An 18,033-nucleotide genomic window follows, 5' to 3' on the forward strand; every position below is an offset into this window, starting at 1 on the left:
CGTCCGCCCCTCCCGACCACCCGAGGACCCATGCAGCGCTACATGCTCCACGGCAAGATCCACCGCGCCACCGTCACCGCCGCCGACCTGCACTACGTCGGTTCGCTGACCCTGGACCGCGACCTGATGGACGCCGCCGACCTCCTGTCCGGCCAGCAGGTCGACGTGGTCGACGTCGACAACGGGCAGCGCTTCACGACCTACGTCATCGAGGGGGAGAGGGGCTCGGGCGTCGTGTGCGTCAACGGCGCCGCGGCCCGGCTCGTCGCGCCCGGGGACACCGTCATCGTCATCTCCTACGCCGCGATGGACGACGCCGAGGCGCGCGCGTTCTCGCCGCACGTCGTGTTCGTCGACGGCGCGAACCGCGTGGTCGAGGTGGGTGAGGACCCCGGTCACGCCCCGGACGGGTCGGGGCTGTCCACGGTGGCCGTCCCGCGGGTGCCGGAGCGTGTGTCGTGAGCGTCGCGGTGCCGCGCCGCCTGGCCGCCCCCGAGCCGGGGTGGACGGTTTCGGCGGACGTGGTCGTGGTGGGGTCCGGCATCGCCGGGCTCACCTGCGCCCTTCGCCTGCGGGAACGGGTCGACCGGGTGCTGCTCGTCACGAAGACCGTCCTCTCGGCGGGCTCCACGGCGTGGGCGCAGGGCGGCATCGCGGCCGCCCTCGACCCCGAGGACACCCCGCAGGAGCACCTCGAGGACACCCTCGTCGCCGGGGTCGGGCTGTGCGACGTCGAGGCCGTGCGTGCGCTCGTGACCGAGGGCCCGGACCGCGTGCGCGAGCTCGTCGCCCTGGGCGCCGAGTTCGACCGCGACGCCGGCGGGGAGATCAAGCTGACCCGCGAGGGCGGGCACCACCGCGACCGCATCGCCCACGCCGGCGGCGACGCCACCGGGGCCGAGATCTCGCGCGCGCTCATCGCCGCGCTCCAGCGGGTGCTCGCCGACCCCGGCATCGAGGTCGTCGAGCACGCGCTCGTGGTCGACCTCGTGACCGCCGCCGACGGTTCGGCGTGCGGGGTGACGCTGCACGTCATCGGTGAGGGACAGGTCGACGGGGTCGGTGCGGCGCGGGCGCGGGCCGTCGTCCTCGCCACCGGCGGGCTGGGGCAGATCTACACCTCGACCACCAACCCCCCGGTCGCCACCGGCGACGGGATGGCGGCTGCCCTGCGAGCCGGGGCGCGCGTCACGGACCTCGAGTTCGTCCAGTTCCACCCGACGGTGCTCTACCTCGGCGAGGGGTCCACGGGCCAGCAGCCGCTGATCTCCGAAGCGGTCCGCGGCGAGGGCGCCTTCCTGGTCGACGACACCGGTGCTCGGATCATGGAGGGCCGCCATGAGCTCGCCGACCTCGCGCCCCGCGACGTCGTGGCCCGCGGGATCCTCGACGTCATGGGCGAGCGGGGGCTCGAGCACGTGTGGCTCGACGCGCGCCACCTCGGCCGGGACTTCCTCGAGCAGCGGTTCCCGTCCATCGTCGCGCGGTGCCGCGAGCTGGGGTTCGACCCGGCCACCGAGCTGCTCCCGGTGGCACCGGCGCAGCACTACGCCTCCGGTGGCGTGGAGACCGACCTGCGCGGACGGACCTCGGTCGAAGGGCTGTACGCGTGCGGCGAGGTGTCCTGCACCGGGGTCCACGGCGCGAACCGCCTGGCCTCGAACTCACTCCTCGAGGGTCTGGTCTTCGCGCACCGCATCGCCGACGACGTGAGTGCCAGGCTCGGCGACGGTGACCTCCCCGTGCGTGAGCCCGTCGTCGCGGACGGCGAGCCGGCCCGGCTGCTCGACTCGACCCAGCGGATCGGCCTGCAGCGCACCATGACCCGTGGATGCGGGCCGTTGCGCAGTGCCGACTCGACGGCCCGCGCCCAGCTCGAGCTCGAGGCGCTGGCCGCCCTGCCGAGCGGCGCCGCGGAGCCCGGCCCGCGCACCTGGGAGACGACGAACCTGCTGCACCTCGGGCAGGCCCTCACCCTCCTCGCGCACCGGCGCGAGGAGACGCGCGGCGGTCACGTGCGCACGGACCACCCCGAGCGGGACGACGGGCGGTGGCTGGTGCACCAGGGCCTGGAGCGTTCCGCGGCAGGGGTTCTCGTCGTCGACGAACGCCCCGTGTCCGAGCCGATGGGAGCAGGGCGATGAGCGGCCACGGCTTCCCGGAGGAGGACGCCCGGCTCGTGGTCGAGCGAGCGCTCGACGAGGACCTCGGCACGCACGGCGGGGGCGGCCGCGACGTCACGACCCTGGCGACCATCCCGGCCTCGCAGGAGTCGGTCTCGCACGTCGTCGCGCGGTCGTCGGGGGTCGTCGCCGGCCTGCCGGTCGTGGCGCTCGTCCTCGACGCCGTCGCGCGTCGGCTGTCCACGGGTGCGGTGGCGGTCGAGCTGCACGTCGCCGACGGTGACCGGGTCGTGCGCGGGGACCGCCTCGCCACGCTCCGCGGCACGACCCGTACGACGCTCGTCGCCGAGCGGACCGTCCTCAACGTGCTGTCCCGCACCTCCGGTGTGGCCACGCACACCCGGCGGTGGGCAGACGAGCTCGAGGGCACCGGGGCGAGCGTGCTCGACACCCGCAAGACGACGCCGGGGCTGCGGGCGCTCGAGAAGTACGCGGTGCGCTGCGGGGGCGGCACGAACAAGCGGATGGGCCTGTACGACGTCGCGATGATCAAGGACAACCACAAGCTGGCCGCCGGCGGGCTGACCGCCGCGTACGAGGCCGTGCGGCGTGAGTACCCCGACGTCGACGTGCAGGTCGAGGTGACGACGACGGCCGAGGCGCTGGAGTCGGTGGCGGTCGGTGCGCGCTTCCTGCTCTGCGACAACATGACTCCGGCCCAGCTCGCCGCGACGGTGACCGCCGTGCGGGACACCGGCGAGGTCGTCGAGCTCGAGGCGACCGGCGGGCTGACGCTCGAGGTCGCCCGCGACTACGCGCAGACCGGCGTCGACTACCTGTCGGTCGGGGGCCTCACGCACTCGTCGCCGATCGTCGACATCGCGCTCGACCTCGACCCCGACGACGCCTGACGGCTCAGCTCCGCGGCCACTCGCGGAGGACGACGCACACGGTGGTGGCGTCGAGCATCGCGAACTCCCGTGCGCCCCAGGGGCGCAGCCGCGGGGCGGGCAGGTTCGGGTGCAGCAGGTCGGGGCGGCGCGCCGAGATGTCGGCGAACACGGCGTCGAGGTCGTCGGTCTCGAGGCCGAGCTCGGGGCGCTCGGAGTGGGCGGCGGCCTCGGCGTTCTCCGCCAGCTGGATCTTCGCGCCGTCGCGCTCGAGCACGACGAAGCCCCCGTCCCGGTGGACGACCGTCATCCCCAGGCCGTCGACGAACAGGTCGAGGCCGACGGAGAGGTCGGCGTAGAAGACGGTCGCGACGAAGCGGGTGAGCATCCACCCAGTGTGGGTGAGGACGGCGCCGGGTGGCGGCCTAGGCTCGGGGGATGCGCCACGAGCTCGCCGTGCAGCACGGCCCCGAGTCCGAGCGGATGCGCGCCGGTGCGGCGTACCGGTTGCTCACCGCCTCGGTGGTCCCGCGACCGATCGCCTGGGTGAGCACGCGGTCGGCCGCAGGGGTCGACAACGTCGCGCCGCACTCGTTCTTCACGGTGGTCAGCACCGACCCGGCGATGCTGTCCTTCACCTCGGTCGGTCGCAAGGACACGCTCGACAACGTCGAGGCGACGGGCGAGTTCGTCGTCAACGTCGTCTCCGGCTCGCTGTCGCGGGTCGCCAACGGCACGAGCACCGACTACCCGCCGGAGATCGGCGAGTTCGACGCCGAGGCTGTCGAGCGCGAGCCTTCGCTGACCGTCGCCCCGTTCCGGGTCGCGGCCTCGCCCATCGCCTTCGAGTGCCGCCTGGAGGAGGTGCGGCCCACCGGGAACTGCTTCGTCGTCGTGGGGACCGTGCTGCACGCGGCGGTGTCGGAGGCCGTCGCGGCGTCCGAGGACATGCGCCGCCGGCCGCACGTCGACATCCGGGCGCTGGACCCGTGGGCCCGGCTGGGGGCCGACGAGTGGGGTCGGCTCGGCGAGGTGGTCGACCTGGCCCGCCCGACCTACGACGGCTGAGGAGCCACGATGGCAACCCCCGACTACGTCCTGCGGCTGCGCGAGGGCATCGGTCACGACCTGCTGTGGCTGCCCGGCGTGACGGCCGTGGTGCTGCGCGGGGACGAGGTGCTGCTGGTGAAGCGGGCCGACACGGGTGAGTGGACGCCGGTGACGGGGATCTGTGACCCCGGCGAGCACCCGGCGGTGACGGCGGTGCGCGAGTGCCTCGAGGAGACCGGGGTCGAGTGCGAGGTCGAGCTGCTCGCGTGGGTGGGGGTGACCGGGGTGGTCACCTACCCCAACGGCGACCGGTCGCAGTACGTCGACCACACCTTCCGGTGCCGGTACGTCGGTGGCGAGGCCCACGTGGCCGACGACGAGTCCGCGGACGTGCGGTGGTTCCCGCTCGACGGGCTGCCGGCGATGGCGGCGGTGCAGCGGGAGCGGGTCTCGGTGGCGGTGGGGCACGAGGGGCCCACACGGTTCGTGTAGCTGCTCACGCCGGGTCATCGGGGCCGGTGATGGCCGGTATCCGGTTGTGCTGCAGGTGAGTACCTGTGGACGACGCGGATGGGTGTCGGTGGGCGTCGGTACGATGGGGGCAGCAGGGAAGGGGGCCGATAATGGCCGGCACGAGCGCAGCGGAGCGGATGCTGGCGGCCGCCCGTGACGCGCGTGCGACGGTCGGGGAGGCGCTGGACGAGGTCGGGACCGGAGGGTCGGTCGAGGGCTGGACGGACGTCGTGGGGGAGTTGCAGGCCGTCATCGACACCGCCACGGCGGCCCAGGACGCGGCGATCGTGCGGCTGGCCGCCGTCGAGCACGAGTGGGCCGAGGACGGGACGGTCACCGAGCTCCTCCGTCCCCTTGGGCACGTCGCGCTCGACGCCCCCGCCGTCCTCTCGGGTGTCCTGAACCTGACGGCGGTGCAGGCCGAGCGGCGCGTCCGGCATGCCGTCCGGCTGGCGGCCGACGGTCCGGAGGGGGCGTCGGCGTCCACCGGCCTCGGCGGGTTGCACGAAGCGATGGCTGCGGGTCGGCTCGACGCCTACCGGGGACAGGTCGTGGCCCACGAGCTCGAGGAGGTGCCGAGCGCTGTCGCCCGGGCCGTCGTCGAGGCGCTCGACCCGTGGCTCGACCGCGAGGACGCCGGCGCCCTGCGCCGCCGGTGCCGGCGGCTGCTCGCCCGCATCAGCCCGGACCTGCTGCGGCAGCGCGCGGTCCGTGCACGCAGCGAGAGCGGCCTGCGCCGGTGGGTCGACGAGCCGGGGGTCGACACCTGGCTCGGGACCTTCCCGTCCGAGGAGGCGTGCGCGGCGTGGGCGGCCATCGACGCGCTCGCGCAGCGGTACGTCGCCGACGGCACCTGCGAGCGCATCGACCGCGCCCGGGCCCGGGCGCTGACCGACCTCGTGACCTCCAACGCCACGATCGACCTGCGCGTGACGCTCACCGCACCGGTCGACGGTGTGGGCGAGCAGGCCGTCGTCGAGGGCCGACCCGCCGACCTCGTGCCCGTCCACGGCCCGGCCGCCGGCGAGCCGGTGCTCGTGGAGCGCGGATGGCTGGAGCGGGCGGTGGCCCTGACCTCCGTGGGCCGCGACCACCTCGGGCGTCCGGTGCTCGCCTGCGACCTCCGGACCGGCGGTCTCCTCGACCCCGAGGACCGGCTGCGCACCGCCGCGTACCGCCCCGGAGCCGAGCTGATCCGCTTCGTGCGCGCCCGTGACGGCCGGTGCCGCTTCCCCGGTTGCCACGTGGCGGCGCGGTTCTGCGACCTCGACCACGTCGTCTCCTGGCCCACGGGCCCCACCTCGGCCGCCAACCTCGTCTGCCTCTGCCGCCGCCACCACCGCATCAAGCAGCGGGCCGGGTGGTGGGTGCGCCTGGCTCCCGACGGCACGGCGACGTGGACCGATCCCACCGGGAGGACCCGGACCAGCGGGCCGCGGGACCATCGGGACACGACGCTGCGCGACACCGGGACCGATCGCCCCGCCGTCCCGGCGAACCTGCGCGGCGAGCCGGCCGGCGCCCCGCACTCGGCGCTCGAGCACCGCCTCGAGCACCATCCGCCGCCGGCGCGGCCCTGGGTCCTCGAGTACGACCCTCGACTCGGACATCGCCGCCGATGCGTCATCCCCCCGGGCGACCCGCCCTTCTGATGTCGGTGGCCCTGGCCTCGCTCAGAGCACGTGGTGCGCGATGAGCCGGTTGAGGTAGGCGACGTCGGTGTTCCCCTTGAACTCGAACTTCACGCGCCCGAGGCCGGAGAACCAGAGCTCGAGCTCGGCGTCGAGGTCGAACGTGCCGGCCGTCTCGAGCGAGAACGCCTGCACCTTGGAGAAGGGCAGGGAGGTGAAGTCCTTCTTCTTGCCCGTCAGGCCCTGGACGTTGACGGCGATGATCCGCTTGCTCGTGAAGACGATGTAGTCCCGCATCCCCTTGAAGGCCAGGAAGCCCTGCTCCCCCTCGATGAGCAGGGGGTCGATCTGCCCGGCGATGGACGAGTAGTCCACCCGACCCAGCTTGACGTAGCTCGCGTTCTGGAAGTCGATCATGGCCTCGACCCTACGAGGGGACGCGCGAAAGGGTGGCGCGGCTGAGGACCCGACGCCGGGTGACCGACACTGGTGAGGTGGACGCCACCCTGCGCATCGAGATCTTCCCGGTCGACCTCGACGCGACCGTCGACTTCTACGGCCGGCTGGGCTTCGAGCTGCTGGGGAGGAGCGACGGACCGCCCCGCTACGCGAGCCTGCGCCTCGGTGGGGTCCGGCTCGGCGCCGCCGAGGCGGCGCCGGTCCCACCCGGGGCCCGTGCGTACCCCGTCGGCACCGAGATCGTCGTCGAGGTCGACGACGTCCACGCCGAGCGGGACCGCTTCGTGGCCGCGGGGATCGTGCTCGCCGAGGACCTGACGCCGAGGCCCTGGGGCCTGACCGACCTCCGCCTCACCGACCCGGACGGCTACTACTGGCGCTTCACCGGACGCAGGCCGTGAGCGTGGCGGACGGGACCTCCGGGGAGGCGGCGGGGCGCGACGGTGGCAGCCCGGTCGAGGACCCGACCGCGGAAGGTGGTCTCGTGCTCCGGACCGAGCACCTGGTGCTTCGGTCGTGGCGCCCGGAGGACGCCGCTGTGCGACACCTGATGTGGGCCGAGCGCGACCCGCGGGTGCCCCCGCACCGAGGGCTGGACGCGAAGGGGCACCCCACCGTCGCGGAGCTCGAGGCCGAGATCCGTCGGGCGGCACCACCCACCCCCGATGCCCCCGGCGTGCTCGCCCTCGAGTGCCGCGACGGGGGCGGCGTCGTCGGCTCGTGCGGACTCGTCGACACCGGGCGGGGCGCGGCGGGCGAGCCGGAGCTCGCCGTCGAGCTGCTCCGCAGCGCGCAGGGCCGCGGATGGGCGACGGAGGCGTCGCTGGCGGTGCTCGCCCTGGCGCGCGACCTCGGCCACGCCCGCACCTGGGCGACGGTCTGGGACTGGAACACCCCGTCGCGCCGGCTGCTGGCCCGGCTCGGCTTCGAGGACACCGGACGCACCGAGGTCGACCCGGAGCGGGGCGTCACGCTCTTCCTCGTCCGGCACCACTGACGTCGCCGACCGGGGTTGACCGCCGCCGCACGACGCCGCAGGCTGGGGTCCCGGGACGGACGGAGGGGTGCCATGGGGCGGTTGGTGTACGCGGCGAACATCTCGCTCGACGGGTTCCTGGAGGACGAGACCGGCGCCTTCGACTGGTCCGTTCCCGACGAGGCGGTCCACGCCTTCTGGAACGAGCACGAGCGGGGCATCGGCACCTCGCTCTACGGCCGGCGCCTCTACGAGACGATGCGCGTCTGGGCCGACGACGACTGGCTGGTCGGCGAGCCGGACGTCGTCCGCGAGTACGCGGAGATCTGGCGGGACACCGACCGGATCGTCTACTCCCGGTCCCTCACCGAGGTGTCCACCCCGCGCACCAGGCTGGAGAGCGAGTTCGACCCCGAGGCGGTCCGGCGGCTCAAGGAGGAGTCCGCCGCGGACCTCAGCATCGGCGGGGCGGGCATCGCGGTCGAGGCCTTCCGGCACGGGCTGGTCGACGAGACGGCGCTGCTGCTCTGCCCCGTCCTCGTCGGGGGCGGCAAGCCGGCCCTGCCCCGGGGCGTGCGCCTCGACCTCGAGCTACTGGAGCAGCGGCGGTTCGACAACGGCGTCGTGTACCTCCGCCACGCAGTGCGGAACCCCGGCTGACCGACTCCTCAGTACCGGCGCCAGCGCAGGGCCACGGCGTAGTCGACGGTCATCCCCTCGTGCGACGCCAGCACCGCCTCGGCCGGCCCCGGCGGCAGCTCGATGCGCACCACCGCCTCCAGGTCCTCGCGCCGCTCGAACGTCCACTCGATGGTCAGCGCCTCCGTCGTGAAGCCCTGCCGGTCCCAGAACCGTTGCACGGCAACGGCGTCGTACGTCGGGTAGGCCTGCGAGAACCACGCCCCGAAGGTCGAGCGCGTCGCGTCGTTGTCGACGAGGCAGGCCACGCCGCCCGGACGCACCACCCGCTCCAGCTCGACGAGGCCCGGCTCGCACCCGGCGCCGAAGAAGTACGCCCAGCGGGCGTGCACGACGTCGACGGACCCGTCGGCCAGCGGCAGGGCCTCGGCGTCCCCGGCCACCACCCGGGCGCGGGATCCTCTGGCCCGCAACCGGTTCGCGGCCCGACGGACGAGCGGCAGGTGCGGCTCGACCCCGACCACGCGCGCCCCCCGCTCGGCGAAGCGCGGCAGGTGGAACCCGGTGCCGCACCCGACGTCGAGGAGGTCGGCCCCTCGCAGCGGGTGCAGTGACTCGAGGGCCCGGTCAATGACCCCCGCTCGGTCCGACGCGAGGTTCTCGAGCTCGTAGACCTCGGGGGTGTCCCAGATGTTCGGGCTGCGGATCATGGTGCGGCGGAACGGCTCTGGACGGCTCAGGACGACGGGGGAACCGGGTGCGCCGGCTCGTTCGAGCCCTCCGGCAGGGCTGACCCACCCTTGACGCGTGGCACCTTGGCGCGCCGGCCGCCGATGGTGTCGGCCTCGCGCGTCGCGGGGTGCACGAGCAGGGGGATGAGCTTGCGCGCGCCCACGGTCCGCGCGTGCCGGACCGCCGCGAGGTGTGCCTCGCACCGCAGGACGAGCTCGTCGTACCCGGCCTGCCCCATCAGCGCCACCAGCTCGGCGTGGCTGCTGCGGTAGACCGGCTCGCGCCCCACGTGGGCCTCCGGGTTGGACGAGCAGTACCAGTCGAGGTCGTGGCCGCCCGGCCCCCATCCACGCCGCGTGTACTCCGCGATCGTGACCTCGAGGTAGGAGGTGTCGTCCGGCTGCTCGACGGTGCGGTACGACCGGCGGATCGGCAGCTGCCAGCAGACGTCCGGCTTCACCTCGTGCGGCGCTTGCCCGGTGAGCACGGCGTGCTGGTGCAGCGCGCACCCGGCGCCGGCGGGGAAGCCGGGCCGGTTGAGGAAGATGCACGCGCCGTCGACGACCTTGGTCTTGCGGTCGCCGTCCTCGTCGACCTCGGTCCAGGCCGAGCGGCGGGCGGGGTCCTTGTCGCCGTTCTTGCCGAACCCGGGGTGGTGCTGCCACTCGTCCTCGCCGAGCTCGCCGACGACCGCCCGCACCCGCTCGAGGTCGTCGTCGTCGGTGAAGTGGGCGCCGAGGGTGCAGCACCCGTCGTCCGGGCGGTCCGCGTAGATGCCCCGGCAGCCGGAGCCGAAGATGCAGGTCCAGCTCGAGGTCAGCCAGGTGAGGTCGACGCGGAAGCGCTGGCCGGCATCGGACGGGTCGGCGAACTCGGCCCAGGTGCGCGGGATGTCGAGGGAGGCTTCGGGCACCCACCCACCCTATGCACGCGGACGGGCGGTAGGCCCCGGTCCACGCCGCACCCACTAGGTTTGCCCCCATGCGCCTCGGTGTCGTCGACGTCGGTTCCAACACCGTCCACCTCCTCGTCGTCGACGCCCACCCCGGGGCCCAGCCCCTTCCCGCCAGCAAGCACAAGATCGACCTGCGCCTCTCCGAGCACGTCGAGGACGGCGGTCGCATCGCCGACGGCGGGCGCGAGGCCCTCGCCGACTTCGTGGCCGAGTGCCTGACGGTCGCCGAGGACCAGGGCGTCGAGGACCTGCGCGGCTTCGTGACCAGCGCCATCCGCGAGGCCCCGAACGGCCAGGAGGTCCTCGACCACGTCGCCGAGCGCACCGGCGTGCGGCTCGACGTCCTGACCGGCGAGGAGGAGGCCCGGCTCACCTTCCTCGCCGTCCGCCGCTGGTTCGGCTGGTCGGCCGGCACGCTGCTCGTCGCCGACATCGGCGGCGGTTCCCTCGAGCTGGCGATGGGCATGGACGAGGAGCCAGACGTCGCCATCTCCGTGCCGCTCGGTGCGGGCCGGGTCACCCGTGACCTGCTGCCCGGTGACCCGCCCTCGCCGGACGCCGTGCGCGAGGCCCGCCGCGTCGTGCGCGCGACCATCGCGGCCGAGCTGCGTCCGCTCGCCAAGGCCGGTGCCCCGGACCTCGCGGTCGGGACCTCCAAGACGATGCGCTCGCTGGCCCGCATCTGCGGGGCCGCCCCCAGCTCGGAGGGGATGTACGAGGCGCGGGTGCTGCCGCGCGAGGCGCTGGCCGAGCGGCTCCCCGAGATCGCCGCGATGACCGCCGCCGAGCGCGCCGACCTGCCGGGCGTCTCGGGCTCGCGCTCGCGCCAGCTGCTCGCGGGGGCGATCGTCGCGGACGCCACCATGGACCTGCTCGGGCTCGACCAGCTCCAGATCTGCCCCTGGGCGCTGCGCGAGGGCATCCTCCTGCGGCACCTCGACCGGATGGGGTGAGCGTGGCCGCGCCCCGGGTGACGCTGTCCACGGCGTCGGTCTATCCCGAGGGATGCGCCGCCGCCTTCGCCACCGCCGCCCGGCTCGGCTACGACGGGGTCGAGGTGATGGTCTGGACCGACCCGCTGACCCGGGAAGCCGGTGCGCTGCAGCGTCTCTCGGAGCTGCACGGGGTACCGGTGCTCTCGGTCCACGCCCCGACGCTCCTCGTGACGCAGCGCGTGTGGGGCACCGACCCGTGGGACAAGGTCGACCGCTCCGTCGAGCTCGCCCAGGACCTCGGTGCCGACACGGTCGTCCTCCACCCGCCGTTCCGTTGGCAGCGCGACTACGCGCGCGGCTTCGCCGATGGGGTCGCGGTGCGCGAGAGCGACTCCGGCATCACGCTCGCCGTCGAGAACATGTACCCGTGGCGGGCTAACGCCCGCAGTCGCGAGCTCGAGGCCTACCTCCCGCACTGGGACCCGGTGGAGCAGCCCTACGACCACGTGACGGTCGACCTGTCGCACACCGCGACCGCCGGCTCGGACGCCCTCGAGATGGTCGAGCGGCTGGGCCCGCGCCTCACGCACCTCCACCTCGCCGACGGCTCGGGCGCCCCGCGCGACGAGCACCTCGTGCCCGGCCGCGGTGGCCAGCCGTGCGGGGAGGTGCTCGAGACCCTCGCGGGTGCCGGCTACGACGGACAGGTCGTGGTGGAGGTCGCCACTCGCAAGGGCGACGAGGCCCAGCGCGAGCTCGACCTCGCCGAGTCCCTCGCCTTTGCCCGCCTGCACCTCGGCTGACCGCCGGGACGAGCCATCCGCGGGTGGGGCGCGCTCAGGACCTCGTGCCCACCGAGGAGACGGTCAGCTGCGGGGAGTCGCCGGTCGACCCCTGGCAGGCCTGCAGCGGACGGGCGACGTAGGCGGCGTCGGTCGAGCCCGGCGGGTAGACGCGCAGGCCGTCGGCCGTCGTCGGGGCGCACGAGCGCGAGGGGTATACGCCGGCGTCGACGACCCGCAGGAGGGCGGTGGTCGACGCGTCCGGCGCCAGGGTGACGGCCACGGCCGACCCGGTGCGCGCGGCGGGGGCACCGATCTGGGTCCCGTCGCCCTTGCCGACGAACGAGACGCCCGGGAAGCCGGACAGCCGGCACGCGGACCCGCCCGTGTTGCGGAAGGTGAGGAGCAGGTAGGTGCTGCCCGCCGCACCGGAGCCGGCCGGGGTGCGCAGGCCGACGGCGAGGTGCCCGACGGTGCAGCGCGCCGGGGTCCCTTCGGCGCCCGTGGTGCCGCTGCCCCCCGAGGTGGCGGTCGACGCGCCGGTCGACCCGTCGGTCGGCGTCGCGGCGTCCGACGGGGCGGGCGAGGACTCCGTCGGGGTGGCGCTCGGCGAGGCGGACGAGGAGGACGTGGGCGAGGGGCCGGGGGACAGGCCCGTGCCGCTCGCCCGTCCGCCGGACTCGAGGCCGTTGCCGCAGCCGGACAGCAGGACGAGGGAGGCCAGTGCGGCGGTGACGGCCGAGGCGGTGCGGACGGTGCGGTGCGTGGCTGCTGTCGTGTGCATGTCCCCGACGCTAGGACGGGCGCGTCGCGGGGCGGCGCCGGCCGGGTCACGGTGGGCGGCAGGCTTCGTCACGATCTCGTGACCTCTCCGGGGACCTCCGCCGGGGCCTCGTCGCGGGGCGGCCGTGGCGCCCCGTCCGGCGGCAGGACGAGACGGGCCCGGGCGCCCCCCGACGGGTGGTCGTCGAAGGTCAGGGTCCCGCCGAGCACCTCGGCCTGACCGGCCGCGATGACGAGCCCGAGCCCGTGCCCGCCCCGGTCCCCGGCGGCGCGACGGAGCCGCTGCGGCCCGCTGCGCAGGAGCTCGGCGTCGAAGCCGGGCCCGTGGTCGCGCACGACGACCTCGCGCCCGTCCAGGAGGACATCGACGGGCGCGGCCCCGTGCTGCACCGCGTTGCGGACGAGGTTGGTGACGATCCGGTCCACCCGCCGGGCGTCGGTGGGCAGGCTCGCGGGGGCGAGCACTCTGACCGTCACCGCGCCGTCCGGCAGCTCGCCGCTCGCGACCCCGCGCCGCACGACCCGGGAGACCACCTCCGCGAGGTCGGCCACCTCGACGAGCGCCTGCTCCCGACCCCCGTCGAGCCGGGCGACCTCGAGCAGCTCCTCGACGAGCGCGGCCAGCGCCCGCGCCCGGTCGCGCACGAGGGCCGCCGGGCGGGAGTCGTCGAGCAGCTCGGCGGCCGTGAGCAGGCCCGTGACGGGGGTCCGCAGGTCGTGTGCCACGTCGGCGGTGAAACGCTGCTCGGCCCGGACACGCTCGGACAGCCGTGCCGACATCGCGTCGACGGCGTCGGCCAGGGCACCGACCTCGTCGTGGCGGTCGCCGACGACCCTCCGCAGGGACGTCGGGTCGCCTCCCGCCGCGACGGCGAGGGCGCTGCCGGCGGCGCGGCGCAGCCGGCGGGCCAGCCGCCCGGCCGTGACCCAGCCGACGAGCCCGGCGGCCACGACGACGCCCCCCGCGGCGAGGAGCATCGCGCGGTCCACCTGCCGGAGGGTGGGGCTGTCGGTGTCGAAGCGGGTGCGCAGGGAGAGGAGCGTGTCGCCGGAGCGGCCGGCCGCCCAGACGGTGCGCACCGAGCCGCCCGTCACGAGGGTCGCGCGGTCGCCGTCGGCGGGCACCGCGGCGCGCAGCTCCCCGGGCAGGTCCGGTGCATCGACCCTCGCGTCGAACGCGAGCAGCCCGGTGGCTGCGTACACGTCGAGCGCGGCCGCGACCCGGTCGTCGGCCGCCCGCCGCGCGCCGTCGACCTGCTCGCGCAGGACGAGCAGGTGCACGGCCACGCCCAGGGCCGCGACGGCGGCCAGGACGACGAGGATGATCACCGCGGCGATCCGGCCCCGGAGCCCCGTGACCCGCCCCGACCCCCTCACGGCACGAGCCGGTAGCCGAACCCACGGACGGTCTCGACCCGCTCGGCGCCGACCTTGGCCCGCAGCCGCTGCACGTGCACGTTGACGAGGTGGTCGTCGTCCTCGGCGTCGCCGTACCCCCAGACCCGCTCGAGCAGGGTGCGCCGCGAGACGACGTGCCCCGCCTCGTCGGCGAGCTCGAGGAGGAGGCGCAGCTCGGTGGGCGTCAGCCGGACCGGCTCACCGCCCCGGAGCACCCGCAGCGCCCGGCGGTCGAGGGTGAGGTCGCCCCACGTCTCGCCCTCGCCGGCCGGCCCGGGGTCGGTGTCCGTGACGGCACCGGGGGCCGCGGTCGTGCGGCGGAGAGCGTTGCGGAGGCGGGCCAGCAGCACCTGCACGTCGAACGGCTTGGTCACGTAGTCGTCGGCCCCGGCCTCGAGCCCGCCGACGACGTCGAGGGCGTCGGTGCGGGCCGACACGAGCACGACGGGTACCTGGTCGACCCCGCGGATGCGTCGGGTCAGGGTGGCGCCGTCGAGCCCGGGCAGCACGACGTCGGAGACGACGAGGTCGAACGGCGGGTCGGCCTCGCGCCAGCGGTCCCACGCCTCGAGCCCGTCCCCGAGCCGGACGACCTCGTACCCGTCGCGCTCGAGGTGCGCGGCGGTGGCCTCGCCGATGACGGGGTCGTCCTCCACGAGCAGGACGCGCAGCGCCACGGGTGCCTCGCCGTCGCCGGTCCTCCCCCTGCCCGTGGTCACCTCGCCACTCTAGGTCGGCGTGGGGGCCCGGCCGGTCCTCGACAGCCGGCGCGGGTGGTGCCATGGTCGGGGCATGACGAGCGATGCCGTCGTCGTCGAGCACCTCCGCGTCGAGCGCGGCGGGCGCGAGGTGCTCCCCGACCTGTCGCTGCGCGTCCCCCACGGGCAGGTCGTCGGACTTCTCGGGCCGAGCGGCGGCGGCAAGTCGACGCTGATGCGCTCGGTCGTCGGCGTGCAGGTCGTCGCGGGCGGCGAGGTCACCGTGCTCGGCGAGCCGGCCGGCTCGCCGTCCCTGCGCCGCCGCGTCGGCTACCTCACCCAGGCCTCCAGCGTCTACGCCGACCTCTCGGTGCGCGACAACGTGCGCTACTTCGCCCGCGTCCTCGGCGCGCCGGCGGACGCGGCCGACCGCGCCATCGCCACCGTCGACCTCACCGACCACGCCGACGCGCGCGTCGAGAACCTGTCGGGCGGCCAGCGCTCGCGGGCCGGCCTGGCCTGCACCCTCGTCGGCGACCCCGAGGTGCTCGTCCTCGACGAGCCGACCGTGGGGCTCGACCCCGTGCTGCGCCGGGACCTGTGGGAGATCTTCCGCGGGCTGGCCGCCGAGGGACGCACGCTGCTCGTCTCCAGCCACGTCATGGACGAGGCCGTGCGCTGCGACCGGCTCGTCCTCCTGCGCGGCGGACGCGTGCTCAGCGACTCGACGCTGCCGGAGCTGTTGTCCCGCACCGGGACCGAGGATGCCGAGTCGGCGTTCCTCGCCCTCGTCGACCGCGACGTGGCCGAGGGTGGAGGTGCGGCGTGAACCCCCGCATCACGCTCGCCACCGCGGGCCGCATCCTGCGCCAGCTGCGCGGCGACCACCGCACGGTCGCGCTGATGCTCGTCGTCCCGTGCGTCCTGCTCGGCCTGCTCGCGTGGGTCTTCGCAGACTCCCCGGTCGACGTCTTCGACGAGATCGGTCCGGCGCTGCTCGGCGTCTTCCCCCTCGTCGTGATGTTCATCGTCACGAGCATCGCCACGCTGCGCGAGCGCACCACCGGCACCCTGGAGCGGCTGCTCACGACACCCCTCGGCAAGGGCGACCTGATGCTCGGCTACGCGCTTGCCTTCGGCGTGATGGCCGTCGTGCAGGCCGTGGTGGCCAGCGCCTTCGCGGTGTGGGTGTGCGGGCTCGACGTCGCCGGTCCGCTGTGGGTGCTCGTCGTCATCGCCGTGCTCGACGCCGTGCTCGGCACCGCTCTCGGTCTGCTGGCGAGCGGGTTCGCGCGCACCGAGTTCCAGGCCGTGCAGTTCATGCCGGCGCTCATCCTCCCGCAGTTCCTCCTCTGCGGTCTGATCGTCCCGCGTGACCGGATGCCCGGGGTGCTGGAGGCGGTCTCGGACGTCCTGCCGCTGTCCTACGCCGTCGACGCGATGCAGGACGTCGCGCAGCAGGCCGACCCGCTCGGCGACGTCCTGCCGAGCCTCGGGGTGATGGTGCTGTGGATCGCCGTCGCGCTCGTGCTCGGCAGCCTCACCCTGCGCCGCCGCACCCCCTGAGGGGCGCCCCGGCGGTCAGGGGTTCGGGATCTCGAAGTGCTGGTAGTCCTTGAGGCTCGTGTAGTCGCCGCCCCACGCGAACCCCTTGTCCGCGAACGCCTTCACGACGAAGTCGCCGGCGACGACCATCCCGGGGCGGACGTCGGTGCGGTCGAGGAAGTCACGTCCGGCGGCCGGCAGGACCGTCGTCCCCTTGACGTACGGGTTCTCGATCGTGTTGATGTCGATCGCCTTGCCGTAGCTGTGGATCGAGAAGCGGTCGGTGGTGCCGGTGATCGGCCGGCAGTTGAAGGCCGAGGTGTTGTCGGCGGCCATCGACGCGTCGTCGTCGGCGTCGTACGTCTCGATGAGCTCCATGCGGCGGATCGGGAAACGCTTCTCGTAGAGCTGCCCGAAGACCCGGGCCACGTCGCGCGCGACGTCCTCGTGGACCATCAGCCGGCCGAGGTGCGGGCGGTCGTCGAAGCCCCAGTAGGTCATCGTCACGATGCGCAGGTCCTCGATCGGCACGGGACACCCGGGCTTCCAGCTGACCCCCACCATCGAGGCTCGCGTCCAGCGGTCGACCGGGGTGACGAGCGCGAGGAACGGCAGGTGCCGGCCCGGATGCCACGACGACACCGCGCGCTCGAGCCCGGCGGAGGGCGACCGCTCCGCCGGCGCGGCGGCAGGGGCGGCGGCGGCCGGCACGGCGAGGACACCGGCGAGGGCGGCGGCGGCGAGGGCGACGAGGGTCGGGCGGGTGCGCATCAGGGGGCTCCGGGGTCGGGGACGGGTGGCCTCCTGCCACCGTAGGTCGGCTCGTGCGACACCGCGCGTCGAGCGGCAGGGCCCCCACGGCTAGCCTGCAGGGCGTGGACGCCTCCGACCTGCTCCGTGGAGCCCTGCTGCAGATCTCCGGTTCCGACGCGGTGCGATCCGCCGTCGTGCGGGCCCCCGTCAGCCGCTCCGTCGTCTCCCGCTACGTCGCCGGCGAGGAGGTGCCCGACGCCGTGCGCGTCACGAACGAGCTGCGCTCCACGAACCGGATGGTGACCGTCGACCACCTCGGCGAGGACGTCACCGAGCGCTCCCAGGCCGAGCACACCCGCGACACCTACCTCGCGCTGCTCGCCGCTCTCGAGGAGGCCGACCTCTCCCGCTTCGGCGCCGCCGAGGTGAGCGTCAAGCTGAGCGCGGTGGGGCAGGCCATCCCGGGTGACGGGGACGCCATCGCCCTCGAGAACGCCCGCGCCATCTGCGAGGCGGCCCAGCGGGTCGGCACCACGGTCACCCTCGACATGGAGGACCACACGACCACCGACCGCACCCTCGAGGCCGTCCGCGCCCTGCGCGAGGACTTCCCCTGGGTCGGCGCCGTGCTGCAGGCCTACCTGCACCGCACCGAGGCCGACTGCCGCGACCTGTCCGGTCCCGGCAGCCGGGTCCGCCTCTGCAAGGGCGCGTACAAGGAGCCGGCGTCCGTCGCGTACCAGGACGGCGGCGACGTCGACCTCTCGTACGTGCGCTGCCTCAAGGTCCTCATGGGCGGCGAGGGCTACCCGATGGTCGCCACGCACGACCCGCGGCTCGTCGAGATCGCCGGCGCGCTGGCCTCGCACCACGGCCGCTCGCCCGACTCCTACGAGTTCCAGATGCTCCTCGGCGTCCGGCCCCTGGAGCAGAAGCGGATCGCCGACCGCGGCCACCAGATGCGCGTCTACCTGCCCTTCGGCGAGGACTGGTACGGGTACCTCGTGCGCCGGCTCGCCGAGCGCCCGGCCAACGTCCGCTTCTTCCTGCGCTCGCTCGCGTCCAGCGGCTGACCCCCCCGGCCTGCTGGAGTGGGGGGGGGGGGGGGGGGGGGGGGGGGGGGGGGGGGGGGCGGGGCCCCCCCCCCCCCCCCCCCCCCCCCCCCCCCCCA

Annotated in this window: 22 protein-coding genes; 14 read left to right on the forward strand and 8 right to left on the reverse strand. The window is 74.7% G+C overall.

Annotation, left to right across the window (positions count from 1 at the left end):
* Positions 1-30: 30 nt before the first annotated feature.
* From panD to nadC, 3 genes are read left to right on the forward strand one after another with little or no spacing between them, the layout of a single operon-like run.
* Entirely contained in the window at positions 31-462 is a 432-nt protein-coding gene (gene panD / locus ACQZ2A_RS14990) for an aspartate 1-decarboxylase (RefSeq protein ID WP_430212621.1), read from the forward strand.
* Complete coding sequence (locus ACQZ2A_RS14995) at positions 459-2,144, forward strand: L-aspartate oxidase (RefSeq protein WP_430212623.1); 1,686 nt, start codon at positions 459-461, stop codon at positions 2,142-2,144. Before panD ends, ACQZ2A_RS14995 begins: the two co-directional genes overlap by 4 nt.
* Positions 2,141-3,034, forward strand: a complete 894-nt coding sequence (gene nadC / locus ACQZ2A_RS15000) for a carboxylating nicotinate-nucleotide diphosphorylase (protein ID WP_430212625.1) — start codon at positions 2,141-2,143, stop codon at positions 3,032-3,034. Before ACQZ2A_RS14995 ends, nadC begins: the two co-directional genes overlap by 4 nt.
* Positions 3,035-3,038: 4 nt before the next feature.
* On the opposite strand, the gene ACQZ2A_RS15005 is transcribed toward nadC, so the two are convergent.
* Positions 3,039-3,401 carry a hypothetical protein gene (locus ACQZ2A_RS15005; protein ID WP_430212628.1) on the reverse strand — a complete coding sequence of 121 codons (363 nt, stop codon included), beginning with the start codon at positions 3,399-3,401 and terminating at the stop codon, positions 3,039-3,041.
* A 50-nt stretch (positions 3,402-3,451) separates the two neighbouring features.
* On the opposite strand from ACQZ2A_RS15005, the gene ACQZ2A_RS15010 reads away from it, so the two are divergent.
* The 3 genes from ACQZ2A_RS15010 to ACQZ2A_RS15020 all read left to right on the forward strand — a co-directional run bounded on the left by ACQZ2A_RS15010 (position 3,452) and on the right by ACQZ2A_RS15020 (position 6,228).
* Positions 3,452-4,081: a flavin reductase family protein gene (locus ACQZ2A_RS15010; RefSeq protein WP_430212629.1), complete on the forward strand. Its 630-nt coding sequence runs from the start codon at positions 3,452-3,454 to the stop codon at positions 4,079-4,081.
* A 9-nt stretch (positions 4,082-4,090) separates the two neighbouring features.
* Complete coding sequence (locus ACQZ2A_RS15015; RefSeq protein WP_430212632.1) at positions 4,091-4,555, forward strand: NUDIX hydrolase; 465 nt, start codon at positions 4,091-4,093, stop codon at positions 4,553-4,555.
* Between the two features lie 131 nt (positions 4,556-4,686).
* Positions 4,687-6,228: an HNH endonuclease signature motif containing protein gene (locus tag ACQZ2A_RS15020; protein ID WP_430212635.1), complete on the forward strand. Its 1,542-nt coding sequence runs from the start codon at positions 4,687-4,689 to the stop codon at positions 6,226-6,228.
* A 21-nt stretch (positions 6,229-6,249) separates the two neighbouring features.
* On the opposite strand, the gene ACQZ2A_RS15025 is transcribed toward ACQZ2A_RS15020, so the two are convergent.
* A complete protein-coding gene (locus ACQZ2A_RS15025) occupies positions 6,250-6,624 on the reverse strand; it encodes a PH domain-containing protein (protein ID WP_430212638.1) in 375 nt (124 codons plus the stop codon).
* A 77-nt stretch (positions 6,625-6,701) separates the two neighbouring features.
* Here ACQZ2A_RS15025 and ACQZ2A_RS15030 point away from each other — a divergent pair, with 77 nt between their 5' ends.
* The 3 genes from ACQZ2A_RS15030 to ACQZ2A_RS15040 all read left to right on the forward strand — a co-directional run bounded on the left by ACQZ2A_RS15030 (position 6,702) and on the right by ACQZ2A_RS15040 (position 8,302).
* Complete coding sequence (locus ACQZ2A_RS15030; RefSeq protein WP_430212640.1) at positions 6,702-7,067, forward strand: VOC family protein; 366 nt, start codon at positions 6,702-6,704, stop codon at positions 7,065-7,067.
* A gap of 104 nt (positions 7,068-7,171) precedes the next feature.
* Positions 7,172-7,663 (forward strand): GNAT family N-acetyltransferase, encoded by a 492-nt coding sequence (locus tag ACQZ2A_RS15035; RefSeq protein WP_430212681.1) that lies wholly within the window; start codon positions 7,172-7,174, stop codon positions 7,661-7,663.
* A gap of 72 nt (positions 7,664-7,735) precedes the next feature.
* On the forward strand, positions 7,736-8,302 hold the full coding sequence (locus ACQZ2A_RS15040) for a dihydrofolate reductase family protein (RefSeq protein ID WP_430212643.1): 567 nt from the start codon (positions 7,736-7,738) through the stop codon (positions 8,300-8,302).
* 8 nt (positions 8,303-8,310) lie between these two features.
* On the opposite strand, the gene ACQZ2A_RS15045 is transcribed toward ACQZ2A_RS15040, so the two are convergent.
* Positions 8,311-8,991, reverse strand: a complete 681-nt coding sequence (locus ACQZ2A_RS15045; RefSeq protein ID WP_430212645.1) for a class I SAM-dependent methyltransferase — start codon at positions 8,989-8,991, stop codon at positions 8,311-8,313.
* Between the two features lie 26 nt (positions 8,992-9,017).
* On the reverse strand, positions 9,018-9,926 hold the full coding sequence (locus ACQZ2A_RS15050; RefSeq protein WP_430212647.1) for a hypothetical protein: 909 nt from the start codon (positions 9,924-9,926) through the stop codon (positions 9,018-9,020).
* A gap of 68 nt (positions 9,927-9,994) precedes the next feature.
* Between ACQZ2A_RS15050 and ACQZ2A_RS15055 the strand changes: the two genes are divergently transcribed.
* The gene (locus tag ACQZ2A_RS15055; protein WP_430212650.1) at positions 9,995-10,921 is read left to right on the forward strand and encodes a Ppx/GppA family phosphatase; all 927 of its coding nucleotides are present in this window, start codon (positions 9,995-9,997) and stop codon (positions 10,919-10,921) included.
* Between the two features lie 2 nt (positions 10,922-10,923).
* Positions 10,924-11,706, forward strand: a complete 783-nt coding sequence (locus ACQZ2A_RS15060; RefSeq protein ID WP_430212652.1) for a sugar phosphate isomerase/epimerase family protein — start codon at positions 10,924-10,926, stop codon at positions 11,704-11,706.
* Between the two features lie 34 nt (positions 11,707-11,740).
* Here the strand turns inward: ACQZ2A_RS15060 and ACQZ2A_RS15065 are convergent, their stop codons facing one another.
* The 3 genes from ACQZ2A_RS15065 to ACQZ2A_RS15075 form a co-directional block, all read right to left on the reverse strand.
* The gene (locus ACQZ2A_RS15065; RefSeq protein ID WP_430212654.1) at positions 11,741-12,469 is read right to left on the reverse strand and encodes a DUF4232 domain-containing protein; all 729 of its coding nucleotides are present in this window, start codon (positions 12,467-12,469) and stop codon (positions 11,741-11,743) included.
* 68 nt (positions 12,470-12,537) lie between these two features.
* Entirely contained in the window at positions 12,538-13,797 is a 1,260-nt protein-coding gene (locus ACQZ2A_RS15070) for a sensor histidine kinase (RefSeq protein ID WP_430212657.1), read from the reverse strand.
* 44 nt (positions 13,798-13,841) lie between these two features.
* On the reverse strand, positions 13,842-14,585 hold the full coding sequence (locus ACQZ2A_RS15075; protein ID WP_430212659.1) for a response regulator: 744 nt from the start codon (positions 14,583-14,585) through the stop codon (positions 13,842-13,844).
* A 73-nt stretch (positions 14,586-14,658) separates the two neighbouring features.
* Between ACQZ2A_RS15075 and ACQZ2A_RS15080 the strand changes: the two genes are divergently transcribed.
* Both ACQZ2A_RS15080 and ACQZ2A_RS15085 read left to right on the forward strand, forming a co-directional pair.
* Positions 14,659-15,393 carry an ABC transporter ATP-binding protein gene (locus tag ACQZ2A_RS15080; RefSeq protein ID WP_430212661.1) on the forward strand — a complete coding sequence of 245 codons (735 nt, stop codon included), beginning with the start codon at positions 14,659-14,661 and terminating at the stop codon, positions 15,391-15,393.
* Positions 15,390-16,130, forward strand: a complete 741-nt coding sequence (locus ACQZ2A_RS15085) for an ABC transporter permease (protein ID WP_430212663.1) — start codon at positions 15,390-15,392, stop codon at positions 16,128-16,130. The genes ACQZ2A_RS15080 and ACQZ2A_RS15085 overlap by 4 nt, the downstream gene beginning before the upstream one ends.
* 15 nt (positions 16,131-16,145) lie before the next feature.
* On the opposite strand, the gene ACQZ2A_RS15090 is transcribed toward ACQZ2A_RS15085, so the two are convergent.
* Complete coding sequence (locus ACQZ2A_RS15090) at positions 16,146-16,880, reverse strand: M15 family metallopeptidase (protein ID WP_430212664.1); 735 nt, start codon at positions 16,878-16,880, stop codon at positions 16,146-16,148.
* Positions 16,881-16,984: 104 nt separating this feature from the next.
* Here ACQZ2A_RS15090 and ACQZ2A_RS15095 point away from each other — a divergent pair, with 104 nt between their 5' ends.
* Complete coding sequence (locus tag ACQZ2A_RS15095) at positions 16,985-17,935, forward strand: proline dehydrogenase family protein (RefSeq protein ID WP_430212667.1); 951 nt, start codon at positions 16,985-16,987, stop codon at positions 17,933-17,935.
* Positions 17,936-18,033: the final 98 nt, after the last annotated feature.

The organism is Phycicoccus avicenniae, assembly GCF_050496545.1.
Lineage (GTDB): Bacteria > Actinomycetota > Actinomycetes > Actinomycetales > Dermatophilaceae > Phycicoccus > Phycicoccus avicenniae_A.

What these genes read in the sequence shown, in the direction of transcription:
- ACQZ2A_RS15065 (WP_430212654.1), bottom strand. Translation starts at nt 12,469, where the DNA reads ATGCACACGACAGCAGCCACGCACCGCACCGTCCGCACCGCCTCGGCC.
- ACQZ2A_RS15090 (WP_430212664.1), bottom strand. Translation starts at nt 16,880, where the DNA reads ATGCGCACCCGCCCGACCCTCGTCGCCCTCGCCGCCGCCGCCCTCGCC.
- ACQZ2A_RS15055 (WP_430212650.1), top strand. Translation starts at nt 9,995, where the DNA reads ATGCGCCTCGGTGTCGTCGACGTCGGTTCCAACACCGTCCACCTCCTC.
- ACQZ2A_RS15005 (WP_430212628.1), bottom strand. Translation starts at nt 3,401, where the DNA reads ATGCTCACCCGCTTCGTCGCGACCGTCTTCTACGCCGACCTCTCCGTC.
- ACQZ2A_RS15025 (WP_430212638.1), bottom strand. Translation starts at nt 6,624, where the DNA reads ATGATCGACTTCCAGAACGCGAGCTACGTCAAGCTGGGTCGGGTGGAC.
- ACQZ2A_RS15040 (WP_430212643.1), top strand. Translation starts at nt 7,736, where the DNA reads ATGGGGCGGTTGGTGTACGCGGCGAACATCTCGCTCGACGGGTTCCTG.
- ACQZ2A_RS15020 (WP_430212635.1), top strand. Translation starts at nt 4,687, where the DNA reads ATGGCCGGCACGAGCGCAGCGGAGCGGATGCTGGCGGCCGCCCGTGAC.
- nadC (WP_430212625.1), top strand. Translation starts at nt 2,141, where the DNA reads ATGAGCGGCCACGGCTTCCCGGAGGAGGACGCCCGGCTCGTGGTCGAG.
- ACQZ2A_RS15010 (WP_430212629.1), top strand. Translation starts at nt 3,452, where the DNA reads ATGCGCCACGAGCTCGCCGTGCAGCACGGCCCCGAGTCCGAGCGGATG.
- ACQZ2A_RS15045 (WP_430212645.1), bottom strand. Translation starts at nt 8,991, where the DNA reads ATGATCCGCAGCCCGAACATCTGGGACACCCCCGAGGTCTACGAGCTC.
- panD (WP_430212621.1), top strand. Translation starts at nt 31, where the DNA reads ATGCAGCGCTACATGCTCCACGGCAAGATCCACCGCGCCACCGTCACC.
- ACQZ2A_RS15080 (WP_430212661.1), top strand. Translation starts at nt 14,659, where the DNA reads ATGACGAGCGATGCCGTCGTCGTCGAGCACCTCCGCGTCGAGCGCGGC.
- ACQZ2A_RS15015 (WP_430212632.1), top strand. Translation starts at nt 4,091, where the DNA reads ATGGCAACCCCCGACTACGTCCTGCGGCTGCGCGAGGGCATCGGTCAC.